This window comes from Clostridium sp. MCC353, assembly GCF_018785315.1.
GTDB lineage: Bacteria > Bacillota > Clostridia > Lachnospirales > Lachnospiraceae > CHH4-2.
In genome coordinates, this window is sequence record NZ_WQPN01000039.1 from 77545 (window position 1) to 100298 (window position 22754).

Annotated in this window: 18 protein-coding genes and 1 riboswitch; of the genes, 2 read left to right on the top strand and 16 right to left on the bottom strand. The window is 48.8% G+C overall.

Features of this window, described 5'->3' with window-relative positions:
* The first annotated feature begins 115 nt into the window (after positions 1–115).
* Complete coding sequence (locus GPL15_RS27390) at positions 116–994, top strand: hypothetical protein (RefSeq protein WP_252198242.1); 879 nt, start codon at positions 116–118, stop codon at positions 992–994.
* Positions 995–1412: 418 nt separating this feature from the next.
* Here the strand turns inward: GPL15_RS27390 and GPL15_RS09325 are convergent, their stop codons facing one another.
* From GPL15_RS09325 to GPL15_RS09385, 13 genes are all read right to left on the bottom strand, one after another.
* Positions 1413–2393 (bottom strand): ABC transporter permease, encoded by a 981-nt coding sequence (locus GPL15_RS09325; RefSeq protein WP_215698263.1) that lies wholly within the window; start codon positions 2391–2393, stop codon positions 1413–1415.
* A 4-nt stretch (positions 2394–2397) separates the two neighbouring features.
* Entirely contained in the window at positions 2398–3510 is a 1113-nt protein-coding gene (locus GPL15_RS09330) for an ABC transporter permease (RefSeq protein WP_215698265.1), read from the bottom strand.
* Positions 3503–5041, bottom strand: coding sequence for an ABC transporter ATP-binding protein (locus GPL15_RS09335; protein WP_215698267.1), 1539 nt, complete (start codon positions 5039–5041; stop codon positions 3503–3505). The genes GPL15_RS09330 and GPL15_RS09335 overlap by 8 nt, the downstream gene beginning before the upstream one ends.
* Positions 5042–5102: 61 nt before the next feature.
* The gene (locus GPL15_RS09340) at positions 5103–6398 is read right to left on the bottom strand and encodes a BMP family ABC transporter substrate-binding protein (RefSeq protein WP_252198243.1); all 1296 of its coding nucleotides are present in this window, start codon (positions 6396–6398) and stop codon (positions 5103–5105) included.
* 150 nt (positions 6399–6548) lie between these two features.
* The gene (locus tag GPL15_RS09345) at positions 6549–7526 is read right to left on the bottom strand and encodes a P1 family peptidase (protein ID WP_215698311.1); all 978 of its coding nucleotides are present in this window, start codon (positions 7524–7526) and stop codon (positions 6549–6551) included.
* A 259-nt stretch (positions 7527–7785) separates the two neighbouring features.
* A complete protein-coding gene (gene xdhC, locus GPL15_RS09350) occupies positions 7786–8274 on the bottom strand; it encodes a xanthine dehydrogenase subunit XdhC (protein WP_215698269.1) in 489 nt (162 codons plus the stop codon).
* Positions 8267–9154, bottom strand: coding sequence for a xanthine dehydrogenase subunit XdhB (xdhB, locus tag GPL15_RS09355; RefSeq protein WP_215698271.1), 888 nt, complete (start codon positions 9152–9154; stop codon positions 8267–8269). Before xdhB ends, xdhC begins: the two co-directional genes overlap by 8 nt.
* Before the next feature lie 13 nt (positions 9155–9167).
* Complete coding sequence (gene xdhA, locus GPL15_RS09360) at positions 9168–11462, bottom strand: xanthine dehydrogenase subunit XdhA (RefSeq protein ID WP_215698273.1); 2295 nt, start codon at positions 11460–11462, stop codon at positions 9168–9170.
* Positions 11463–11492: 30 nt separating this feature from the next.
* Complete coding sequence (locus GPL15_RS09365; RefSeq protein ID WP_215698275.1) at positions 11493–12893, bottom strand: NCS2 family permease; 1401 nt, start codon at positions 12891–12893, stop codon at positions 11493–11495.
* Between the two features lie 68 nt (positions 12894–12961).
* A complete protein-coding gene (locus GPL15_RS09370) occupies positions 12962–14239 on the bottom strand; it encodes an amidohydrolase family protein (protein ID WP_215698277.1) in 1278 nt (425 codons plus the stop codon).
* Between the two features lie 154 nt (positions 14240–14393).
* Positions 14394–14490, bottom strand: a riboswitch (purine riboswitch).
* Between the two features lie 346 nt (positions 14491–14836).
* A complete protein-coding gene (locus GPL15_RS09375; RefSeq protein WP_215698279.1) occupies positions 14837–15766 on the bottom strand; it encodes a glycyl-radical enzyme activating protein in 930 nt (309 codons plus the stop codon).
* 38 nt (positions 15767–15804) lie between these two features.
* Positions 15805–17109, bottom strand: coding sequence for an SLC13 family permease (locus GPL15_RS09380; protein ID WP_215698281.1), 1305 nt, complete (start codon positions 17107–17109; stop codon positions 15805–15807).
* 53 nt (positions 17110–17162) lie between these two features.
* Positions 17163–19577: a pyruvate formate lyase family protein gene (locus GPL15_RS09385; protein WP_215698283.1), complete on the bottom strand. Its 2415-nt coding sequence runs from the start codon at positions 19575–19577 to the stop codon at positions 17163–17165.
* A gap of 153 nt (positions 19578–19730) precedes the next feature.
* Between GPL15_RS09385 and GPL15_RS09390 the strand changes: the two genes are divergently transcribed.
* The gene (locus tag GPL15_RS09390) at positions 19731–20663 is read left to right on the top strand and encodes a LysR family transcriptional regulator (RefSeq protein ID WP_215698285.1); all 933 of its coding nucleotides are present in this window, start codon (positions 19731–19733) and stop codon (positions 20661–20663) included.
* Positions 20664–20889: 226 nt separating this feature from the next.
* On the opposite strand, the gene GPL15_RS09395 is transcribed toward GPL15_RS09390, so the two are convergent.
* The 3 genes from GPL15_RS09395 to yedE all read right to left on the bottom strand — a co-directional run bounded on the left by GPL15_RS09395 (position 20890) and on the right by yedE (position 22487).
* Positions 20890–21126, bottom strand: a complete 237-nt coding sequence (locus GPL15_RS09395; RefSeq protein ID WP_215698287.1) for a DUF3343 domain-containing protein — start codon at positions 21124–21126, stop codon at positions 20890–20892.
* A 5-nt stretch (positions 21127–21131) separates the two neighbouring features.
* Positions 21132–21338 carry a sulfurtransferase TusA family protein gene (locus GPL15_RS09400; protein WP_215698289.1) on the bottom strand — a complete coding sequence of 69 codons (207 nt, stop codon included), beginning with the start codon at positions 21336–21338 and terminating at the stop codon, positions 21132–21134.
* 72 nt (positions 21339–21410) lie between these two features.
* Positions 21411–22487: a YedE family putative selenium transporter gene (gene yedE, locus GPL15_RS09405; protein WP_215698291.1), complete on the bottom strand. Its 1077-nt coding sequence runs from the start codon at positions 22485–22487 to the stop codon at positions 21411–21413.
* Positions 22488–22754: the final 267 nt, after the last annotated feature.

Sequence of the window (22754 nt, forward strand, 5' to 3'; positions counted from 1 at the left end):
TGGAATTACGAAAGAAATTGTAAGCCTTTCGTAATTCCAATTTCCGGAAATACCTGATATAGTTAACTCATCAAAAATGCAGGGATTTCAATCTCCTGCGGAAATGAGGAAGATTATGAGAAAATTATCAAAATCACTGCTGGCCTGCGCCTGCATGTCAGCAATTTTATTCACGGGAAACGCCGCATCCGCCAGCGCCGCCGTATCGTCCGGCGGCGCCGAACAGCTAAAGATATACGGCCCTGTTACCCAAAATGAAAACAACCGTCTGACCATCAGAAGAGACGATCAAAACGGCTACGGCCAGGAACTGGTTCTTAACATCTCCGCTCAGCATACCCGGATCCTGGATGCAGTAACCGGATTCCCTGTGGCCCAGGATCAGATCAGGGACAATGAACTGATCTATGCCTACATTGGCCCGGCTGTAACCATGAGTCTTCCCCCGATAGGCAATCCATCCATGATTTTATGCAATATCCCAGCCGATTATAAAGTTCCCGAATACGTCACCATTGACAGCATAACTTTAAATGCGGACCAGACGGCAGGCACTCTGACATCCGGGGACACGGTTTATGAACTTCCCGCAGACTGCACCTTCCTGCCCTACTTAACCAGAAACTACATCGACATCCGCAGCCTGAAACCCGGAGACAACTGCCTGATTTGGACCGAACCGACCGCCAACAGAGCCACAAAACTGGTGCTCTTTGCCGATTCCTCCGCCAGTACCGCCCAAGATCAGCTCCCTCCTTTTGGCTGGTCCCAGGAAGACGGAAACTGGGTTTATTACACTAAAGAAGGCGCCCGTTTCACCGGCTGGCTCAACGATAACGGAAGCTGGTACTACTTAGACACTGACGGAATCATGTGCACCGGTTTCCTGACCATCGACGGCAAAACCTATTACCTCCAGGAAAACGGTCAAATGCTCACCACCCCCAAAACCTTCCGCCCGGACGCCTCCGGCGCCCTGTTCCCTGTAAACTAGTTCAGCAACAAATTGCTTTTTTAATCTCAAACAGTTTTCGGCTACACCAATCTATTAAGTTTTCCCCTGGCCTGAGATACCCAGCTGAGAGAATCCTTTCTGCCATGCTCCGGAACGGACACGGGCAGAAACAGGCGGTATGGCGGCGACATGTTTGCAGAGATCGGTAAAATTTAGGCAAAAAGAGGCCGGAAAAGATGGGTGAATGTTGTATTTCCAAATCAACATTCAAGGCGCCATTCGAAGAGAAGTTATAAGAAGTTCTCTTCGAATGGCGCCGGTCCCATCTTTTCCGGCCTCTTTTTGTCTTAATCCTACCCTCTCTGCAAACCCGGAGCCGCCATGCCGCCTGTTTCTGTCCGCGTCCGTTCTGGAGCATGGCGGAAAGGATTCTCTCAGCGTCCTTTCCGCCAACAAACTACCTCTCCTCCCGAAAATAAGCCAGCCCCAAACTTCCCGGCGGCTGATGCTCCCTCTTTTTCCTGAAACTGGAAAAGATCAGCACAATGATCGTCACCAGATACGGAAACATTTTGAATATCTCCTGAGTGCTTCTTCCCAATCCCGGAATATAGAGATATAAAATGTACAGCCCGCCAAACAAAATGGATCCCCAAATCGCATTAACCGGTTTCCACAGTGCGAAAATAACCAGTGCAATGGCCAGCCAGCCTCTGTCGCCGAACCCATTGTTGGTCCATGTTCCGCCTGAATACTCCATAACGAAATAAAGTCCGCCCAGGCCGCTGATCCCGCTGCCGATACAGGTTGCCAGGTATTTATACTTGGTCACGCTGATGCCTGCCGCATCCGCGGTTCCCGGGTTTTCCCCCACTGCCCTGAGATTCAGCCCCTTCCTCGTCCTTGATAAAAACCAGGACAGGATGACCGCCAAAACGATGCAGAGATACGTCAGAAAACCGAAGGAGAAAAAGATTTCCCCGATTACCGGTATTTTAGACAGGCCGGGTATGGCCGTTTTATAAGCAGCTCCTGTAGCTGCCACGGAAATCTGGCCCACACCGCCTGCCAGCTGGGATAAAGACCCTCCAAAAAAGTTGCCGAATCCAACGCCGAACGTGGTCAGCGCAAGACCAGTCACATTCTGGTTGGCCCTCAGCGTAATGGTCAGCACGCTGTAGATCAATCCGCCCAAAACAGAACAGAGAAACGCGCAGGCAAATGATAACAAAAGCCCAATCACACCGTTTGGCGTTTCCACCGAATTCTCGTATAAAAATGCACTGGTCAGTCCGGCGATTCCGCCCATGTACATGATCCCGGGCACACCCAGATTTAAATTTCCTGACTTTTCCGTTACGATTTCACCTAAGGCACCGTAAAGAATCGTGATGCCCTGGGCAATTGCCTTCTGAAGAAATATTGCGATAATTCCCATATCATCAGCCCTCCTTACATCTTTTTCTGAATTCCACTTTATAGTTGATAAAAAACTCACTGCCCAGGATAAAAAACAGGATAATGCCGGTGATCACATCGGAGGCATTTTCATTTAACTTAAACTGGGATGCGATCTGCATCGCTCCTTTCTGCATAAACACCAAAAAGAAGGATACTAAAATCATAGCAAACGCGTTGAATTTAGACAGCCACGCCACGATAATCGCAGTAAAACCGCGGCCTCCCGCCGTACTGGTGGAGATGGTATGGCCTGCGCCGCTGACTAACAGAAACCCGGCCAGGCCGCAGATGCCGCCCGAAATGGCCATGGTTCTCATGATCACTTTCTTTACGCTGATTCCCACATAACTGGCCGTATTTTCACTTTCCCCCACCACGGAAATCTCATAGCCCTGTTTGCTGTATTTCAGATAGATGTACATCCCCACAGTCATGGCCAGGACCAGAACCACATTCCATCCATAGGTGAGGCCGAATAAAGGAGGCAGCCACCCCGCTTTCGTGGATGAATTGATCGTTCCCACCGTATTGGAACCGGACGGGTTCTCCCAGAAAACAATGCAGAATGTGACGATCTGCATGGCTACATAATTAAGCATTAATGTGAATAAAGTTTCATTCGTATTCCAATAGGCTTTGAACACCGCCGGAATCAGACCCCAGACTACGCCTGCCGCAATACTGGCTATAATCATAACCAGAAACAGCATCCCGGAAGGCATGGAATTCCCGGCATAGATCATAACCGCCGCGGTTGCAGCGCCTCCGATCAATACCTGGCCCTCTGCTCCGATGTTCCAGAATTTCATTTTGAACGCAGGCGTGATTCCAATGGCTATGATCAGCAGCACCAGGGAATCCCTGATCGTAACCCAGGATCTTCTGCTGGTTCCTACAGCTCCGCTGAAAATAGCTTTATAAACCTCAATCGGATTCAGTTTTGTGAGCGCAAAAATGACAACCGCACACACCACCAGAGAGAGGAGGACAGCCGCCAGGCGGATTCCCCAGGCCTTCCAGAACGAGATATCGTCCCTCTTGGAAATGTGGGCAAATGGCTCTTTATTCAGGTTAACAGCCCCTTCTTTACTCATGGTTCCCCTCCTTTCCGGTCTTTGTCATCAAAAGCCCTACTTCTTCCTTCGTTGTTGTCCTGGCATCCACAATGCCGCTGATTCTTCCTCCACAGAGTACCAGAATCCTGTCGCACAATTCCAAAAGGACATCCAAATCCTCTCCCACACAGAGAACGGCCACGCCCTGCTGCTTCTGTTCATTTAACAGATGATAAATGGTATAAGAGGAGTTAATATCCAGTCCCCTCACCGGATAGGCCACCATCAGCACCGTGGGATTTGACGAAATTTCCCGTCCTACCAGAACCTTTTGTACATTGCCGCCGGACAGTTTTCTCACCGGAGTGGACACTCCCGGCGTCACCACTTCCAGCTTCTCTATGATGCTTTCCGCCAGGCTTCTCGGCGTCTTTCTGTCCACAAACAGGCTTTTTCCCTTGTTGTATCCCCTCAGCATCATATTATCCGTCATGTCCATGGAACCCACAAGCCCCATGCCGAGGCGGTCTTCCGGCACGAAAGAAAGGCGGATTCCCAGCTTGCGGATCTCAGCAGCCGATTTCTCGGTGATCACTTCCGCCTCTCCTTCCGTCGGATAATAAGTGACCCGGCCGCCGTTTATGGGCTGCAGCCCTGCAATCGCCTCTAACAGTTCCTTCTGACCGCTTCCCGCAATACCTGCTATTCCCAGAATCTCCCCTCCATAAGCGGTAAACGATGCCTCGCTCAACGTGGGGATTCCCTCTTTATTCACACAGCTCAAGCCATTTACTTCCAGCCTTTTTACCGGGTTCACTGGCTCTGGTCTGTCAATATCCAAACTCACTTTTTTGCCCACCATCATTTCGGTCAGCGATTCCGCCGTCGCATCACAAGTGTTCACAGTTCCTATGTACCGGCCTTTTCGGAGAACGGATACACGGTCCGACAAGGTCAAAACTTCATGCAGCTTATGCGTGATTATGATGATGGAACGCCCATCCGCCCGCATATTTCTGAGTACGGCAAACAGCTTATCCGTTTCCTGCGGGGTCAATACCGCAGTCGGTTCATCCAGAATCAAGATTCTGGCTCCCCGATACAGCACTTTGATGATCTCCACCGTCTGTTTCTGTGAAACCGACATATCGTATATCTTCTGGTTGGGATTCAATTCAAATCCGTATTTTTGAACCAATTCAGTTATCTTCTTTACAACTTCCTGCATATCCAGAATTTCTCTGCCCGGCAGCCCCAGTATAATATTCTCCGCCGCGGTTAAAACATCTACCAGCTTAAAATGCTGATGGATCATACCGATCCCCAAAGCAAAGGAATCCTTTGGCGATTTGATCGTGACTTCCTGCCCTTCTACAAATATCTGGCCCTCATCCGGAAAATAAATCCCGGAAAGCATGTTCATCAGCGTGGTCTTGCCGCTGCCGTTTTCTCCCAGTATGGACAAGATTTCCCCGTTGCGGACAGAAAGGCATACTTTGTCATTGGCCACCACTTTTCCAAATCTCTTGGTGATATTCTTTAATTCAATCGCATTTATCTGTTGTCCCACAGACAGACCTCCATTTTAAAAAGGCGGAACTACCAGCAGGCAGCTCCGCCTCTCTCTATTTTTATTTCTTGGTTAAATCTGTAATACCGTCAATGATGATATCGAAAGATGGGGCAGACGCAAATTCTGATTCATGGAAATATCCGTCAGATATGTATTCGATGCCGTCTTTCTCACATGAATTCATCGTTTCACCCTTTACGGTCCAGGTTGAAGTATCAAATACTTTTAAAGAACCATCGATGATAGCGCTTTCCACTTCTTTTACCTTTTCAGCAGTTCCCGGAGCGATGCATGCTTCATTGAGTTCTGTGATCTTATCAGCTCCCTCAGCGTATCCATGGCACCAGTCAGGTTCAATTGTTTTTCCTTCCATTACGCTCTGTACCGCATAGGTAACATATGGGGCCCAGTCGATGGAGGCGGAAGTGAGGGCCTGGGTGGGAGCGGTCGCAATCATGGAAATGTTATATCCCACAATCGGAACCCCTGCCGCTTCACAGGCAGTAGCCGCTCCGGTTGTATCCGCATGCTGGCTGATCAGCACGCATTTATCCGCGATCAAAGCTTCGGCAGCTTCTTTTTCCAGGTCAAAGCTTGCCCAGCTGTTTGTATAGGTTACATCCATCGTTGCAGTAGGACATACAGAACGGACGCCTAAGAAGAACGACGTATAACCGCTGATAACTTCCGCATATGGGAATGCGCCTACGTAGCCTACTTTCGCGGTATCTTCCGTAATCTTGCCTTCTTCAATCATCTGGTTTAATTTTAAACCTGCAACCACACCTGATACGTAACGAGATTCATAAACAGAGGTGAAATAGTTATGCATATTGGCCAGTCCGCTTCCTTTAGCCTGATAGCCGGTCGCATGACAGAACTCCACTTCCGGGAATTCCTCCGCCGCCTGAAGCATATACGGCTCATGTCCGAAACTGTTTGCGAAAATGATGTTGCAGCCCTGATCTGCCAAATCAACTGCTGCGTCATAACAGGTTTCATCCTCCGGAATGGTCCATTTGATAATGAGCTGGTCGTCTGTTAATCCCAGCTTTTCCTGCATTGCCTTGGCTCCCGCATAATGAGCCGCGGTATAGCCTTCATTTTCATCGCCAATGTAAATGAAGCCGACTTTTAAATCTTCTTTCGCCACGCCTTCGCCTGCTGCCGCTTCTGACGGCTGTCCAGCTTCTTTAGAATCTCCTGCTGCCGCAGCAGACCCTTCCGCCGCGGTTGTCGCTTCTGCCGCCGTGGTGTTTGCAGGCTTGGATTCTTCTGTCTTAGCCTGTCCTCCGCACGCCGCTAAAGACGCAGCCATGGCCGCTGTTAACACAACGCTTAAAAATTTTCTCATTTTTCTTCCTCCTTTAATATGTTGTAATCACATACGCGTAAATTATCTCACCTTTATCAGAGGATTGCAACAATTTTTTTCTTTCTTAACACATTAATGATAACAGTTCAGATGGAAGAAAAATATCAGACAAATATATATCTGCTGGCATTATTTTTTAATCTGTGCCCCGAAATCCCGGGCCGCTTTCAAGCCATAAGCGCCTTCAGCTTCTAAAACCGCTGATTTTACAGCCTCAGCCATCACTTTTGCGGCCAGCGTTCCCACCACATTGATATCCGCTTTCACCCCGCCTGCGGACATGGCATAAATGCTGTCGCCATCTGCGGTGGTATGCACCGGACGGATGCTTCTGGCATATCCGTTTTGAGCCATGGAAGCGATTTTTGTCATCTCGGTTTTGCTAAACCCTGCGTTGGTAATAACGGCGCCGATGGTGGTATTTCCGGTAAAAAGATCTTTCATATTGGCATACGCTCTGTAAAATGCCTCTTCACTGTCAGTAAATTCACCAGTCTTAGGATCGATCAGCCCGGCCAGCTTCTCATTGGTTTCATAATCGCAGACATCTCCCAACGCATTGACCGCCACAACCGCTCCGACTTTCAGCTCCCCCAGGGATACCGCGTAAATGCCCAGGCCGGACTTCATCATTCCCGCCTCTCCGTAGAATTTACCCACCGTAGCTCCGGTTCCCGCTCCCACATTTCCCTGGCCCGGGCTGTTTTTTTCCGCATCGACGCAGGCGTCATAGCCCATCTTTTTGTCCGGCCGTGCCTTAAAATCCGCAACCCTCAAATCGAACAGGCAGGATTCACATACAATCGGGACTTTCGTCACTCCCACCGGAAAACCCACGTTCCTTTCTTCCAGATACTCCATCACACCGCCTGCCGCATCCAGGCCAAAGGCGCTGCCACCGCTGAGCAGGACAGCGTGGACTCCGTCATTGGCCGCCACCGGATTGAGCAAAGCCGATTCCCTGGACGCCGGTCCGCCTCCCCTGATATCCACTCCGGTAACAGCTCCTGTTTCGCAGATGATAACCGTACATCCCGTCCCTCCGGTTTCGTCCTGGGCATGGCCGATTTTGATGTTTTCTATTTGAGTGATTGGGATCTTTTTCAGCATATTCATAATATTCCTCCTCTTTCAGCCTACCGCCTCACAATCTGATTTTCAACCAAATTATAACATGGGATTCCTTAAATAGGAAGGTACACCACATATTTTTCTCTTGAACTGCCCTTTTACCGTTAGCAAAACAGAGTGAAGCTGCAAAAATTCACTCTCCGCAGCTTCACTCTGTTTTATATTTTATTTTATATTTAATTTCATCTCTTTCTTTTATTTCTTTGTTGATTTTTCCAGTCCCAGTCCGCCCGACTTACTCTTTTCCAACCACCTTATAAGTTTCCTCCACAATCCTCTCCATCGCATTCAGAATATTCTCATATCCCGTACACCGGCAGAGATGGCCGGAAATCATCTTTCTCAGTTCTTCGCGGTTATAGCGTTTCCCGGTTCCCACGATCTCCACGGCTGTCATTATCAGGCCCGGAGTGCAGAATCCACATTGGACCGCCGCCTCTTCCACAAATGCCTTCTGGATCGGGCTCAGTTCTCCGTTTGGTCCTTTTAACCCTTCCACCGTCATGATCCTGCGGCCCTCCGCCCACATGGTCAGATAGATACAGCTGTCTATGGCTTCTCCATCCACCAAAACGGTACAGGCGCCGCACTCTCCCACTTCGCATCCTTTTTTTACACTGGTGAGGCCCAGACGGTTTCTCAAGGTTTCAAGCAGGGATTCTCTGTCGTCTACAGCCAGTTCCACCGGCTTGTCGTTGACAATCATATGGATAATTTTAAGCATCACATTCACCTCCCGCATTGATCACCGCCTGTTTCAGAGCCCTCTTTCCAAGCTCTTCCACAAGCTGAAGCCTGAACTCCTTGGAAGCCCTCCAACTGGTTCGGGGATTCACTTCCTCCAATACGCTCCTGCCCACCATCTGATACAGCTCCTCACCTGTTTCCATTTCTTTTGCCCTGGCTTCTGTGGCAAAACAGCGGATCGGGGTAGGGGCTGCCACGCCGTAGGCGATATGCAGATCTTCCACCTTTTTCTTATCATCGCTCAGTTTCACAGTGACCGCGCAGCCTAAAGTCGCGATTTCCATGGCATTGCGCTTGCCGTACTTGATATAATGTCCGCCGTAACCCTCATAACTCTCTTTTTTAATACGGATTTCCACCAAAAGCTCATCGTGTTCCCTGACGGTTCTTCCAGGTCCGGTATACCATTCGGTTATCGGCACTTCACGCCTTCCGTTCGGGCCCTGCAGCACCAGCGCCGCGTCTAAAACGCAGAAACTGGATGCGCTGTCCGCGCTGGTTACGCCGTTGCAGACATTTCCGCCCACTGTGCCGATATTTCTGAGCTGGGGGCCTCCGGCCTGATCCACGGCGTCTCCCAGAATTGGTATATATGTTTGGATGATTTCATTGTTGGTAACATGGGAAAATGTGGTGGCAGGGCCGATCACAATGGTGCCGTCCTCTTCCATCCTCACGCCTTCCAGCTCCTTAATCCCATGAATGCTGACCAAAGAACATCCTGCCAGCTTTCCTTCCCTGATCTTAATCAGGACATCGCTGCCTCCCGAGATCACCACAGCCTCCGGATCTGCTTCCAGAGCGCGGACCGCATCATCTATATCCGATGCCTGATAAAATTTTTCAATATCGTACATATGCATCCTCCCTCTAAATTAATCCGGCATTTTTAAAATGCGCCACCAGTTTCTGGGGATCCAAAGGCAGGGAATCCACCGCCACGCCTGTGGCATTTAAAACTGCATTTCTCAGAGCCGGGGCTACCGGGATCGCAGGCGGTTCTCCCAATGCTTTGTTTCCAAATGGGCCTGTGGGATCTTCCAATTCTACAAATTCCACTTTAAGGTCCGGGGTGTCCATGGCTGTGGGCAGCTTATAATCCAGAAGATTGTCATTTAACGCACGGCCTGTTTTCGGATCGAATAGCAATTGTTCGCTCAGACCGTATCCCAGCCCCATGCTCATGCCTCCATGTACCTGGGCTTCGGCCAGTTTAGGGTTGATGAGGACGCCGCTGTCATGGACATTGACAATATTGAGCACCTTGATCCTGCCTAGCGGCATGTCGACTTCCACTTCAGCAAAGCAGGCTCCGGTTGCAAATGTATTTTCTTTGCAGTGGCTGGTAGTTTCCGCCGTAATGTGCACCGAGCGGTCCAAACTGTAAAATGCTGTGGTTGCCAGTTCTTCCATAGAAAGCAGAGCGTCTCCGTTTTCTCTGCTGACAACCGTGTTATCCATGATATCCATGGCATCCGCATCCAGTTTCAGCATATAAGACGCATATTCCAAAATCTTCTTTTTCAGAAGTTCTCCTGTCTTTTTCACCGCCTTGCCGCTGACATAAGTCTGGCGGGATGCATACGCGCCGGTATCAAATGGGGTGATATCCGTATCCTGGGTGGACAGGATATGAACCCGGTCTTCTGTGATACCAGTCACTTCAGCCGCCATCTGGGTGAATACCGTGTCGGCGCCCTGGCCGATCTCGGTAGCTCCCATCTGGAGCTGGATGGAGCCGTCCTGGTTCAGAACCATGCGGCAGGAAGCCGTTTCCAGAGAAATGGGATGGACGCCTGTTTTATAACAGAAAATGGCCATTCCCACGCCTCTCCTTACCGGCCCTGTCTGATTCTCATAAGCATTCCTCTTTTCGTCCCACCGAATCGCTTTTCTGCCTTTTTCCATGCATTCACGAAGGCCGTATGTATTGCATTTCACATGGGTGTGAGGGTCTTCATACCCCGGCTTCATACAGTTTTTAAGACGGAATTCCAACGGATCCATATGAAGCGCCGCCGCCATATCGTCAGCCAGACATTCTGCGGCAAATGCAGCCTGAGGGATTCCATAACCTCTCATTGCCCCTCCTGTGGCAATGTTGGTGTAGACGGTACAGCATTCCGATTCCAGCGCCTTTTCATCGTGGTAAATCTGTTTGAATTCATTGGCCGAGTTGGCCACAATGGCATGGGCATGGGAGCCGTAACCGCCCTGGTTGGAATAGGCTTTAAATGTACGTGCAACCAGAGTTCCGTCTTTCCGGGCCAATGCCTTCGTCTCAAACCGGATGGCATGGCGCACTCTGGTGCAGGCCAGGGTCTCTTCCCTGGATATCTCCAGCTTCACCCCTCTGCCCCCTGCCTGGAGGCACAAAAATGCATTCAGCGGTTCATATAAAACATCCTGTTTATTGCCGAATCCGCCTCCGATATAGGGTTTTATCACCCGGATATCGCCCCAGGGGATTCCCAGCGCCTGGCCGATTACTCGGCGGACGATGTGGGGAATCTGCGTGGAGGTGGTCACCACCAGCCTGCCCTTTTCCATATAAGCGTAGGAAACCGGCGTCTCGATATGGCAGTGCTGCACGCTCTGTGTTTCATAATTTCCTTCTATTTCTATTAAATCCTCTTCAGAAGCTTTGGCCTCCTCATAGGTAAGGTCTCCCAGTTTAAAACCGGTATGGGCGATCACATTGCCCGGCTTTTCTTCGTGAAGGACCGTGGCCCCTTCAGCCATAGCATCTTCCACAGTCAGCACCGGTTCATAAACTTCATATTCCACCTTAATTAACCGGGCCGCACGGCTGGCCGCAATCTCATCTTCCGCGATTACGGCCGCGATGTCATCACCGTAAATGCGGACTCTGGCGTTCAAAAGCTTTCTGTCCGCAATATCCTGGTGGGCCGGTTCTACGGACCAGGGATGGCCGGCCGTAGGGAACTGGTAATCCGGTACGTCAAAACAGGTCACAATCTTAACCACTCCGGGCACTTTCAGGGCTTCCTCCAGGTCAAAACTCTTTACGACACCATTGGCGATCGTACTGTGCACTACTTTTGCAGTCAACAGGCCCTGGGGTTCCAGATCGGCAGTGTACTTCGCGCCTCCGGTCACTTTCTCATACGCGTCTACACGCGTCATGTTTTTACCAATTCCCATGGCATAACCTCCCCTTTCCATTCATTTTAATTAAAGCATTATGTATTTCAATACGAACAAGATGGCCAGCACATACATCAGGGTGCTGATCTTCTTATCCTTAGCCTTTCCTGTTGCCAGGTTGATAACAACGTAAGAAATGACTCCCATTGCGATGCCTTCAGAGATACTGTACATAAATGGCATTGCAATAATACAGATATAGGCCGGAATCGCTTCCGTATAGTCTGCAAAATCAATCTTAGTAATGGATGTCAGCATCAAAAATCCTACTACGATCAGAGCCGGTGCTGTTGCAAAGGACGGGATCGCAAGGAAAATCGGTGACAGGAACAGGGATAAACCAAAGAGGATTGCCGCTACCACTGCGGTCAGACCGGAACGTCCGCCCTCAGCCACGCCTGCTGCGCTCTCTACGAACGTTGTGGTTGTGGATGTACCGAATAAAGCGCCTGCGGATGTACCGATTGCGTCTGCCATCAATGCGCCTTTAATCTTAGGGAGCTTGCCGTCTTTGTCGAGCATATCGGCCTTTGAAGCTACGCCGATTAAGGTTCCAAGTGTATCAAACAAATCCACGAATAAGAACGCAAACATGATTACGAAGAAATCCAGGCTAAAAATGCCTTTAAAATCGAGCTGCATAAACGTTGGAGCCATGCTTGGAATACCAAATCCTCTGCTCAAATCAGGAAGTACGCTGAACATCCCAAGCTCTGCGTTTGGCTGGTAAAGTCCCACTAATTCACAGATAATGCCCAAGATCCATGTGGCCAGAATCCCCCATAAGATATTGCCTTTTACATTCTTTACAACTAAAACCGCTGTGATCAGAACACCGATTAACGCCAGTAAAACAGTGATACCAACGCTGTTAAAAGTTCCTCCTGTAACAGCTCCCTTAAATGAGAAAACAGATACTAATGTTGCGCCGTCCACGACGATTTTTGCATTCTGCAAACCGATAAATGCGATGAATAAACCGATACCTACGGAAACCGCATGTTTTAAATTCATTGGAATTGCGTTAAAAATTGCCTCACGTACATTGGTCAGTGACAATACGATGAAGATCAGGCCTTCAATAAATACGGCTGCCAATGCTGTCTGCCAGGGATAACCCATCTGGCCGACTACCGTATAGGCGAAGTACGCGTTCAGCCCCATGCCGGGAGCGAGAACGAAGGGATAGTTGGCAAACGCCGCCATCAAAAGGGTTGCCACCAGCGCGGCCAGCGCGGTTGCCGTAAACACGGCGCCGTTATCCATTCCGGCCCCGTCCACACCCAGGATATTGGGGTTAACCGCCAGAATATAGGCCATGGTCATAAATGTGGTAATACCCGCTATTACTTCTGTTTTTACATCCGTATGTTTTTCCGACAGATGAAATACCCGATCCAATACATTGTCATTTGCTGTTGCCTTCATAAAAATTCCCCCTTATATTATCATTATATTTGCCTGTTTTTCTCCTCTTTCCGGCGGGAGCTGCCATTTTAATGAATGATAAGATTTCCCGCCACATATTTGGCCTTGATCTGGCTGTCGCAAGCCAGGTAAATCAGACGTTCCAGGCGCTCTTTGACGCCCAAGTGCTGAGGATGTTTCAAAGAACTGTCATCCAGAACAACCGCATCCAGTTCATACCCCTTTTCAAAACTTCCCACGTTACCGAAAAACTCTCCCCCTCCTTTTGTTCCAAGATAAAATGCCTCCTCTACAGTGAGAGGTTTTAAAGATTCATCCTGAATTCTCCAGCGCATCTTAGACGCCTGAATGGCATCCGACATGGCGCGGAATATGGATTCAGTGAAACCTCCTGCAATGTCGCTTCCCAGCCCCACTTTAATTCCTTTGTCCAGGAAACTCCGAATTGGGGCAATCCCTGAGGAAAGGTTCATGTTGGACTGGGGACAATGGGCTGCAAATACGCCCCGTTCCTTCATTCTGTCCTGTTCTTCTTCGCCGGACCACACACAATGGGCCATAATCGTCTTATACGTTCCCCCAAAAGCTCCTGTACGGTCATAGGCATCCCCATAAAACTCCGACTGGGGGCAAAGCTCCTTCACCCATGCAATCTCACTCTGGTTTTCCGACAAATGGGACTGCAGCGGAAGGTTATAACGCTTCTGTATCTCTGAAAGCCGTTCCATCAGTTCATCTGAGCAGGTCGGTATGAATCTCGGTGTTAATATAGGTTTTACATTCTGATACCGTTTTGATGTCTCTTCCAGCCAGCGTATGGTATCTTCCGCCGACTGTTCTGTCTCTTCCACCAGTATATCAGGTGAATTCCGGTCCATGTTGACTTTTCCTACCATGGCCTTAATCCCCGTTTCTTCCAGCAGATCCATTAAAAGCTCCGTCGCCGGGGTATGGATCGTTGCGAAGATACAGGCCCTGGTGGTTGCGCTGTTCTTTAAATTGTCCGCAAAAATGGTGTACGCCCTTTCAGCATATTCTAAGTCCCGGTACTTCGCCTCCTCCGGAAATGTATGGGTGTTCAGCCAGTCCAGCAGTTCCAAATCCATGCCTAAACCTCTGAACGCATACTGGGGAGCATGCATATGCAGGTCAACCAGTCCAGGGATTATCAGACTGTCACCATAATCGGTCATGGGATAATCCCTAAACCCCTCCGGCAGTTCCCGGTAAACACCGGCCGAAACGCCGTTCTCACAAACCAGATACCCATTTTCCACAATCTGCACCGTCTTTTGATCGCTACTGTAACAGATGTGGCCTTTCAGCACAAAACAATTGTTTTCCATCTTGCCTCCTGTTCCAGCATTCCTCACAGAGAATTTTAGGGAAATCTCCCCTATCACCGGCCAGCTTCTGTCCGGAAGGCTTTTTTATTCAATAGGAGCACTTTCCTAACAAATAAAAAAACTACCGCCTTTGCCGCCCCATGTTTTCACAGACAAATTCTCCGTGAAAACTTATAGGCAACTATTTACGGTAGTTGGTAGAGACGCTCAACCAATTATGAGCATATATAAGTTTTGTGAATACTATTAAATTTTTATTAAATTGTTTCTCTATTAACACAATAACACAAAAACTATCGGAATGTCAATACCCATTTTCTCAATTAATTTTTATAGTATCAAAAAATTTTTCAGCCATTTTTAACTGGCTCAGCAGACAGGGGAAATGTATATATAGATAATATCAATATATGCTAATAAAGCTTATTTCAGAATCCTGATAGAAACTGTCCAATGCATAAAAAACAGCATGGCATCCGGTTCTTCCCAAGACTGCCACGCAGTTTTTTTAATATTTTTATTTCAAATACTCAAAACACAGCGGAAAATTTTGAGTTTCTGCCCGGCATCCCTCTGGAATCCCCGGGGCAGCTCCCTCTACCCAATCTTCACACCGGCCCCAGCCACTTCCAATACTTTCGCCATCCGTTCCAATTCCTCCTGTTCCGGCGCCTGAAACTGCTTCATCTCCTGATCCGGCATGTTCAGCGCCTCCAGTTTGGATAATCCCAGGTTGTGGTAAGGCAGAAGCCAGATCTGTTCCACCATGCCGCCCAGGCTTTCCGCCAAACGGGCCACAGCCTCGATTTCACCTGCGGAATCATTGACGCCTTTGATTAACGGCAGCCTGAGCCATACCCGCTTGTTCAGCTCTTTAACGGCCTTGTTCAGGTTTTCCAGTATCTGTTCATTTCCAACGCCGGTCAAAGCTTTGTGGGTTTCCGAATCCATGTGCTTGATATCATAGAGAATGTAATCCGCTTCCTTAAATACCAGCTCTGCCATGTTCCAGGAGGCGAAGCCGCAGGTTTCCACCGCGGTTGATATCCCCGCCTCCCTGCATTTTCTCAGGGCCTGTGCGGTAAAATGAGGCTGCATCAAAGGCTCTCCTCCGCTGAACGTGACGCCGCCCCCGGACGCTTTAAAATAGATTTTATCTTTTATTGCCTCAGCCACGATCTCTTCCGCCGTGGTCTCATGACCGGCCAGAGATCTGGCTCCGTGTTCGCAGATGAGTTCCGAGGCGCAGGCTCCGCAGTTTCTGCACCGGCTGAAATCCGTATACGATTTTCCGGTTCCAGAGACGATTGAGATGCACTGTTCGGGGCATACCGCCACACAATTTCCGCATCCGGTACAGAGCTTTGAATGAAACATCAGTTGTGGACAGCTTTCATTGGATTCCGGATTATGGCACCATTTACAGCGCAGGGGGCAGCCTTTTAAAAATACGGTTGTTCTGATTCCCGGCCCATCATGGATGCTGAACTTTTGAATATTAAAAACAGTCCCTCTGTATCCTTCCATTCCGACCTCCTTATACGATTCTTACCATTCGGTCAGCATTATAAAAGACCGAAAATTCCAACCAGGCCGCCAATTCCGACCAAAGCCAGGCTCAAAAGGGAGATAACCAACTGGCCGTTAAAAAGCAGTTTCGCATGTTTTTCCACCGGGTTGGCTCCCATGATCAGCGCGCCGCCTGTGGAGAATGGAGACAAGGCCGTAATCCTGGCTCCGCAGCAGATGGAGGCCAGCATTGCGTAAGCCGGTATTCCCGTAGCTTCGGCAATTGGGGGAACCAGCGCCGCCAGCATAGGGAATACCACGCTCATGCCTCCTGAGAAAAAGCTTAAAAATCCTGCTAAAACTCCAAGGATGGCCACAATTGCCCCCGGCGATACATTTTTGCTCAAAAGCGCTGCAATAAAATCAGTCGCTCCCGCTTCACCCGCAATATTCATCAGCATCGCCATGCCGCCCAGCATGACAATGGTATTCCAGGGAACCCCTTTCACAATCGCCTCTTTCTGGTTTCCCAGCTTCAAAAGGATGCAGAGCAGAATACCAACCACACAGAGCATCTGGATATCCATGTACCCCGCAAGCATTTTCACAGCGGCAATTCCGGGACAGAGCGTATTGATGATCGGAAAGATCAGGGACAGGCCTACCACACAGCCGATGATGACCAGAGTAGCCCTCTGCTCCCTGGTAAATGGCTCCGGTTTGGAATATTCCAAAGCCGCCCTTTTCTTAAAACCGCCAAATATCAGAGAAACTCCGATGCAGATCACCAATGACAGGATTAAATACGCCAGCCACAATTTCCAGGTATAGCTGTCCGCATGATCCGGCCAGTACTCCTGAATCACCCCTCTTGCAATAATACCCTGGGCGCTCCATGGCAGTTCGCTGCCCGCTGCCCCTCCGTGGCAGGCCACAGCCGCTATGATCAGCGGGTGAAGCCCTACCTCGGCTGCGATATTAAAACCGATCACACCCATGATGATGTTAGCGGTGGCGCCCGGAGCGCCCATGCCTCCGATGGCGAAACCGGCGAAATAGATTACCAGCGGTATCATCCAGGTCTGTTTCCTGAAACGGTAGATGAAACCGTCGGCCACCTTTTTCATGGTTCCATTCTGTGTAGCGAACGCAAAGAACATTGTAATACACATCAATTGAAAAACAATATTGGTCGGCCACTGGTTCACCACTGCTTTCACCTTCATATTGAGGCAGAAACAGCCGATCAGCCACGCAAAAATAATTGCCGGAATTCCTAAGTTTATATTCAATTTGTAGTTCAAAGCAATACAAATGACGATTGCAGCTATTGTTAAAATTAAAATTGTACCAACAGACATGTTAACCCCCAATTCCGCCGCCTGGAGCGGCACAGACCTCCAAACACCGCTGTTTACAATGTTTCATGTGTGGTTCTTCTTATAATTTCATCCTGTACCCCATCCGACAGCAGTGTAAAATAAGTGCTGTATCCAGCTACCCTTACAACCAAATCCCGGTACTGGTCCGGATGTTCTTTCGCTTTTTTCAAAGTTTCCGGATTTACCACATTGAACTGGATCTGTTTACCGCCGTTATCCAGATATGCATGGATGAGGGCTCCCAGCTTCATCACATCTTCTTCCTTTTTTAAGGAATTGGGATGGAGCTTCATATTGAGAAGCAGGGAATTCAATTTTTCCTGGGGTATTTTCAGCGCACTGTTTAACATAGCTGTGGGGCCGTTTCTGTCCATGCCCTGGATCGGTGATCCGCCTCCGTCGGCTAATATGGATCCGGCGTATCTTCCATCCGGTGTGGCTCCTACCAGCTTTCCGCCCGGTTCATGAGAGGTGATGGAAATGGCGGCCACGCAGTATTTTGTTCCCCTGTAACTGTCCATATTGAGGATGACATCCGAAAGCCGGTTATACAGATCCGCTACCACTTTATCCGTCTCTTCATTGTCATTACCATATTTTGGAATGGCAAGGCACATGCGCCTGATCTCCTGGTTCCGTTCTCCCTCCCAGTTAGAATCCAACGCATTTAACAGTTCGTCCATGGTGAATTTCTTTTCTTCAAACACCAGTTTCTTAATCGCCGCCAGAGAATCCCCTACATTGATGATCCCAACGCCGATTCCGATCGCAGGCCCTAATCCCGGATAAGGAAGTTTCCTGAAAAATGGGCTGCATCCCACGTCCACGCCATCGTGATACAGGGAAATGGCCAGCGCGTCCTGTAAAAACCGCTGGGAGCGCCTGATATTAAAGCGGATCTGCCTGTCTGCGGCGTAACATTTAAAATACCACTCATAATGATCCACCAGCCGATCCATGAATTCCTCAAAGCTCTTCATATCCCGGGGATCCCCTGTCTTGGGACCGACCGCATGATCCTCAATGGGGCTGTAGCCGTTGTGCAGAAATGTATCAAATGGAAGGGCATTGCAGCACATGGAAAATAACTGTCCCCAGCCTTCCGGCACCGTCACATCCAGACAGCCCACAATGTAATAATCCCGGGCCGCCTCCAAAGGCATTCCCTTATCCATCAGCGTTTTTATGTAGGAAGCATCACTGACAAACGACGGCATACCGATTCCGGTCTTCACAAGCTCAATGGCTTTCTGCATCAGCTTCGGCGGCGTACCTTCGTGAACGCGGAGCGTAATCGTATGGTGCGGTGTACGGCACCGCATTGCGGCTTCCAGGAAAAGATAGGTCAGCTCATTGGTTGCGTCGGTTCCGTCCGGTTTTACGCCGCCGATGGTAACAGACCTCCACGCCGCCTGGCCGGACCATTTTTTACGGTGCTGGCCGCCGGAGGTAGAGCGGATCTGGAGATATTTCAGCCTCAGGCACTGGAGATATTCCAAAGCGGTTTCCTCATCCATTGTGCCCTCTTCCATATCATGTTTGAAATAGGGATACATATACTGATCCGCCCTGCCTAAAGGCATCACATTCATATAGTGGGTAAGAATATAAATAAACCACTGAAAATGCAGGGCGTCTATAAAGGTCTCCGCCGGGAATTCAGGCACTCTGCGGCAGCTTTCCGCTATCTTTAACAGTTCTTTCCTGCGCTTTTCATCCTTACAGTTTTCCGCCTGTTCCTCAGCCAGACTGGCATAGCGGTGAGCCCACCTTATCACAGCTTCATTGATGATCACCATGGCCCTGAGGGAATATACCCGGTCCACATCATAATCGGTTTTCAATTCAAAACAATCAATTTCCGCCAGTTTTTGTTTCGCTTTTTCAATGTTGGCCCTCAGTCCGGTCTTCAGAGCAAATTCATAATTTATGCTGGCGAATTCCTGTTCCGGGAAGATGGACAGGCTGCTCAGAGCCAGGCCGGAGCCGGCAGCTTCTTCTATGGTCTTGTTCCGCGGAAGATGGTATCCGCTCTTTTTCCATGCCCACATTTTTTCATCAAACAAATCCAGCATCTTATATTCAGCGGTGAAATGCTGCCAGTAATCCGCCAGCTCTTCCATATCTTTTACGCTTTCCTCACTGATATAATGGGTTCCCTCTTCTCTCAGGGATTCCACTCCTTCTTTTCTCCAGCATCCTCTCGTCCAGAAATCGGCTTCCAGGCCCAGGGGCTGTGATGCGGGGGCGCCGGCAATCAAATCTCCCTCCAGGATGAAAATATTTATGTGATCCAGCATATACGCCTGAGCCTTCGCCGTGCGCACTACATCCGGATCCCCATCATATTTTTTGTAAGCTTCCGTAAATAACCTGGCCTTTTCCGTGCAAATGGTCATCCGCGTATCCCGGATGTAGTGATACAGGGTTTCGATTCTTGGTGTCATATTAAATTCCTCCTATTATTTTAATGTCCGCCGGCAGACATTTAATTCGTAGTACCCAACGTCAATCCCCAAACCGAATTGACATACCAAATGAATATCTTATATAATTAAATATAGCAAAATGCTATACAACGGGGTAAGAAAGGAGCATTTATGGATTTCCGCGAACTGCAGTACATCATTGCCATAGCTGAGCAGGAAAATATCTCAAAAGCCGCCGACCAGTTATATATTGCCCAGCCAACCCTATCCCGCTTTCTGCAGACTCATGAGAAAATGGCCGGAGCAAAGATTTTTCAGCGGGTGAACGGCAAACTGAAGCCCACTTATTTTGGTGAACGCTATCTGGATTATGCACGCCAGATCATGCATTTAAAAAATCAAATGGATTTCGAACTGAATGATATCGCCCATCAGAAAAAAGGGCGTCTGAATCTGGCCTGCCCCAGAAACCGGAGGGACGGAATCATCCCGCTTTCCATTCTGGAATTCAAAAAACAGTACCCGGAAATTGACCTCAATGTGATGGAATCGGATACCACCGGCCGAATTAAACTCTTAATGGCAGGAGATGCCGATATTGCCATTGTTTACCCGCCAAATTATAATCCGGAACTGTTATATGAACCCATCATCCAGGAAGAACTGGTGCTGTGCATTCCACCCAGACATCCTCTGGCGGGTTCCGGTATGGTGAAAACAGGCTGTAAATATCCGTGGATCGATATCCGTCTCTTAAAAAATGATTCCTTCATTCTGCAGCCGCCAACTTCCATCTCAGGCAGACTGGCCGCCGCCATTTTTGAAGAGGCGCAGATTTCTCCGAAAACCGCCCTTTGTACAAGCAGTCTCCACGGGACCTTAGAGGCGGTCAGCAAAGGATACTGCTGTGCATTTATTCCGGAGTTTTTTTTGAAATCCACGGTCCTCACTCCCTTTCCCGCCTGTTTTTCTCTGGGAGGACCCAACTCCCATATGGAGCTGACTGCGGTCTGCAACAAAAACTTTTACCGCCCAAAATACATACAAAAATATATTCAAATTCTGAAATATACCGCTGCTTCACAACTGGAATATTCAGATTAGTTAAATCCCTGACTTTATTCTGCCTTTATTATAATATTTGCATTTTATGCTTTCAAGACAACGTTTTGCATAGAAATTATGTCTTCAAGCTATATTCAGAACAAAAAAAGAGAGCCTGCATTCGATTCCTGATCCGGATCAAATTCCGCAGCGCAAACCGCGCCGCCGTTCATTCTTCCTTTGGAATCGAAAGCTGACTCTCTAAATCTGCCTCAGCAGCATTTCCTTAAATCCAATATTCGCCCATGTCTTCAAACTGCAGGTTTTTTCCGGCTATAAATGCTTTAACCACTTCCCCTTCCTCTGCCGACACCGACCAGGCCAGCCCGCATCCGGCGCTGATCTGCCTTGGAACCGGAATCAATCTCCCCGGGACGCCTTCTGCCCTGCACTTTTTTTCCATGGAAATGGATTCTGCCGTCGTATGAAATGTTACCACCAATCTCAATTCTTTCGCTCTCATGGTTTTTATTCTATCACCAATTCAAATTCATGTCCAACCTCTTTTACGGTCACTTTTCTGCCCTTGTTCTTTGCAAACTTTTCCACATTCGTCTTGGAGTGAGCTTCTGTCACCACCACTTTTATGCTCTCTCCCGGATGGTTTTTCATCGCCTGGTCCGTAAGCATTAACGGTTCCGGACAAGACAGCCCTCTTGCGTCCACTTCAAACATCCTCATATCCTCCTGATCATTATACTTTCTCTGATTATTTGTAACCGTTCAGACAGGTCTGAACAGTTACGATTATTCATCTTTTTTTACAAAAAAGCCGATCATAAACAATCCGGCAATGCATAAAACAACCGCCGCTTTACCGGCCATCCCAAGTCCCCCCGCCGAGACCGGGTCCGCAGACGCTGCCGCTCCTGCCAATCCAAAATTATGGCACACTGCCGCTCCTACAAAAAGTCCAAGAAATGTAACCGCCGCATCACCTGAGCCCTGTCCGGCTAAAACCAACTGCCGCAGGGGGCATCCGCCTGCTAAGACCGCCGCAAAACCAACCACATACAATCCCAGGAAATTCCATAGATGCTGGGCATGCGCCACAGGCTGTCCGGTAAAAGAAAGATGGAATCCTCCGGTCACCAGGTTATGCACAGTCATTACAACAAAAAATCCTCCAATGATGGTGAGCAGATCAAAATTTTTCATTAAAATCACATCTCTGACACTTCCTGCGAAACAGGTTCTGCACTTTTGTGAAACCGCCCCGAAGACCAGCCCGGCTGTTAAGGAAATAATGACCGGAGCATGCATGCTTCCAGGCCCCTTTTCACTAAATGCCAGCAGTTGTGTGGCCACGCTCAAAATTAAAATTACCGTAACCGCCACAGGCAGTATGTATCCGTTTGACGGTCTGGTATCATAAGACCTTCCCAGGCTGAATCCCTTTCTCAAAACCAGGGTGCCGGTAAATATTCCAGCTATAAATCCCACCAGAGCTACATAGGCATTCAAGTCTCCAGCCGACATACGGATCAGCATGCGCAGGGGACATCCCAAAAATGCCAGCGCTCCGATCATCATCATCATTCCCAGCACAAACCTGATCATCGGCGCAGATCCCGCCGTCGATCTGTACTCTTTTGTCAGCAAAGAGATGAGAAAGGCCCCCAGTATAATTCCCGTAATCTCCGGCCTTGCATACTGTACAACCGCCGCCTGATGAAATTTCATGGCTCCCGCCGTGTCCCTGATAAAACAGGCAATGCAGATAGCCATGTTTTTTGGATTGCCCGACGCCGCCAAAACCACCGCGGTCAAACCCAGCAGAACCCCCGACAAAGCCAGTCCCTTTTTCGTGTTTGTAAAACCCATACCTTTTCCCTCCGTCATGATCTTGTTCCTAATTTTTTTTGTATATTTTGATCTTATCACTAATTATTTATTAGGTCTAATTGATAATTCGGATATAATCGAGGTATTTATAGACAAAATCTATAAGTGGTTTTTCTTTATTGGTTAATTGGGGTTTAAGTGAGAAAGATACGCAGAAAAGCGGGAGGAGGGAGCGGAGGCGGGATTGGATGTTTGGAGGCGGCCCTGGGGAGCGGAATCCGTCGGGGATGAAAACCGGCTTCCAAC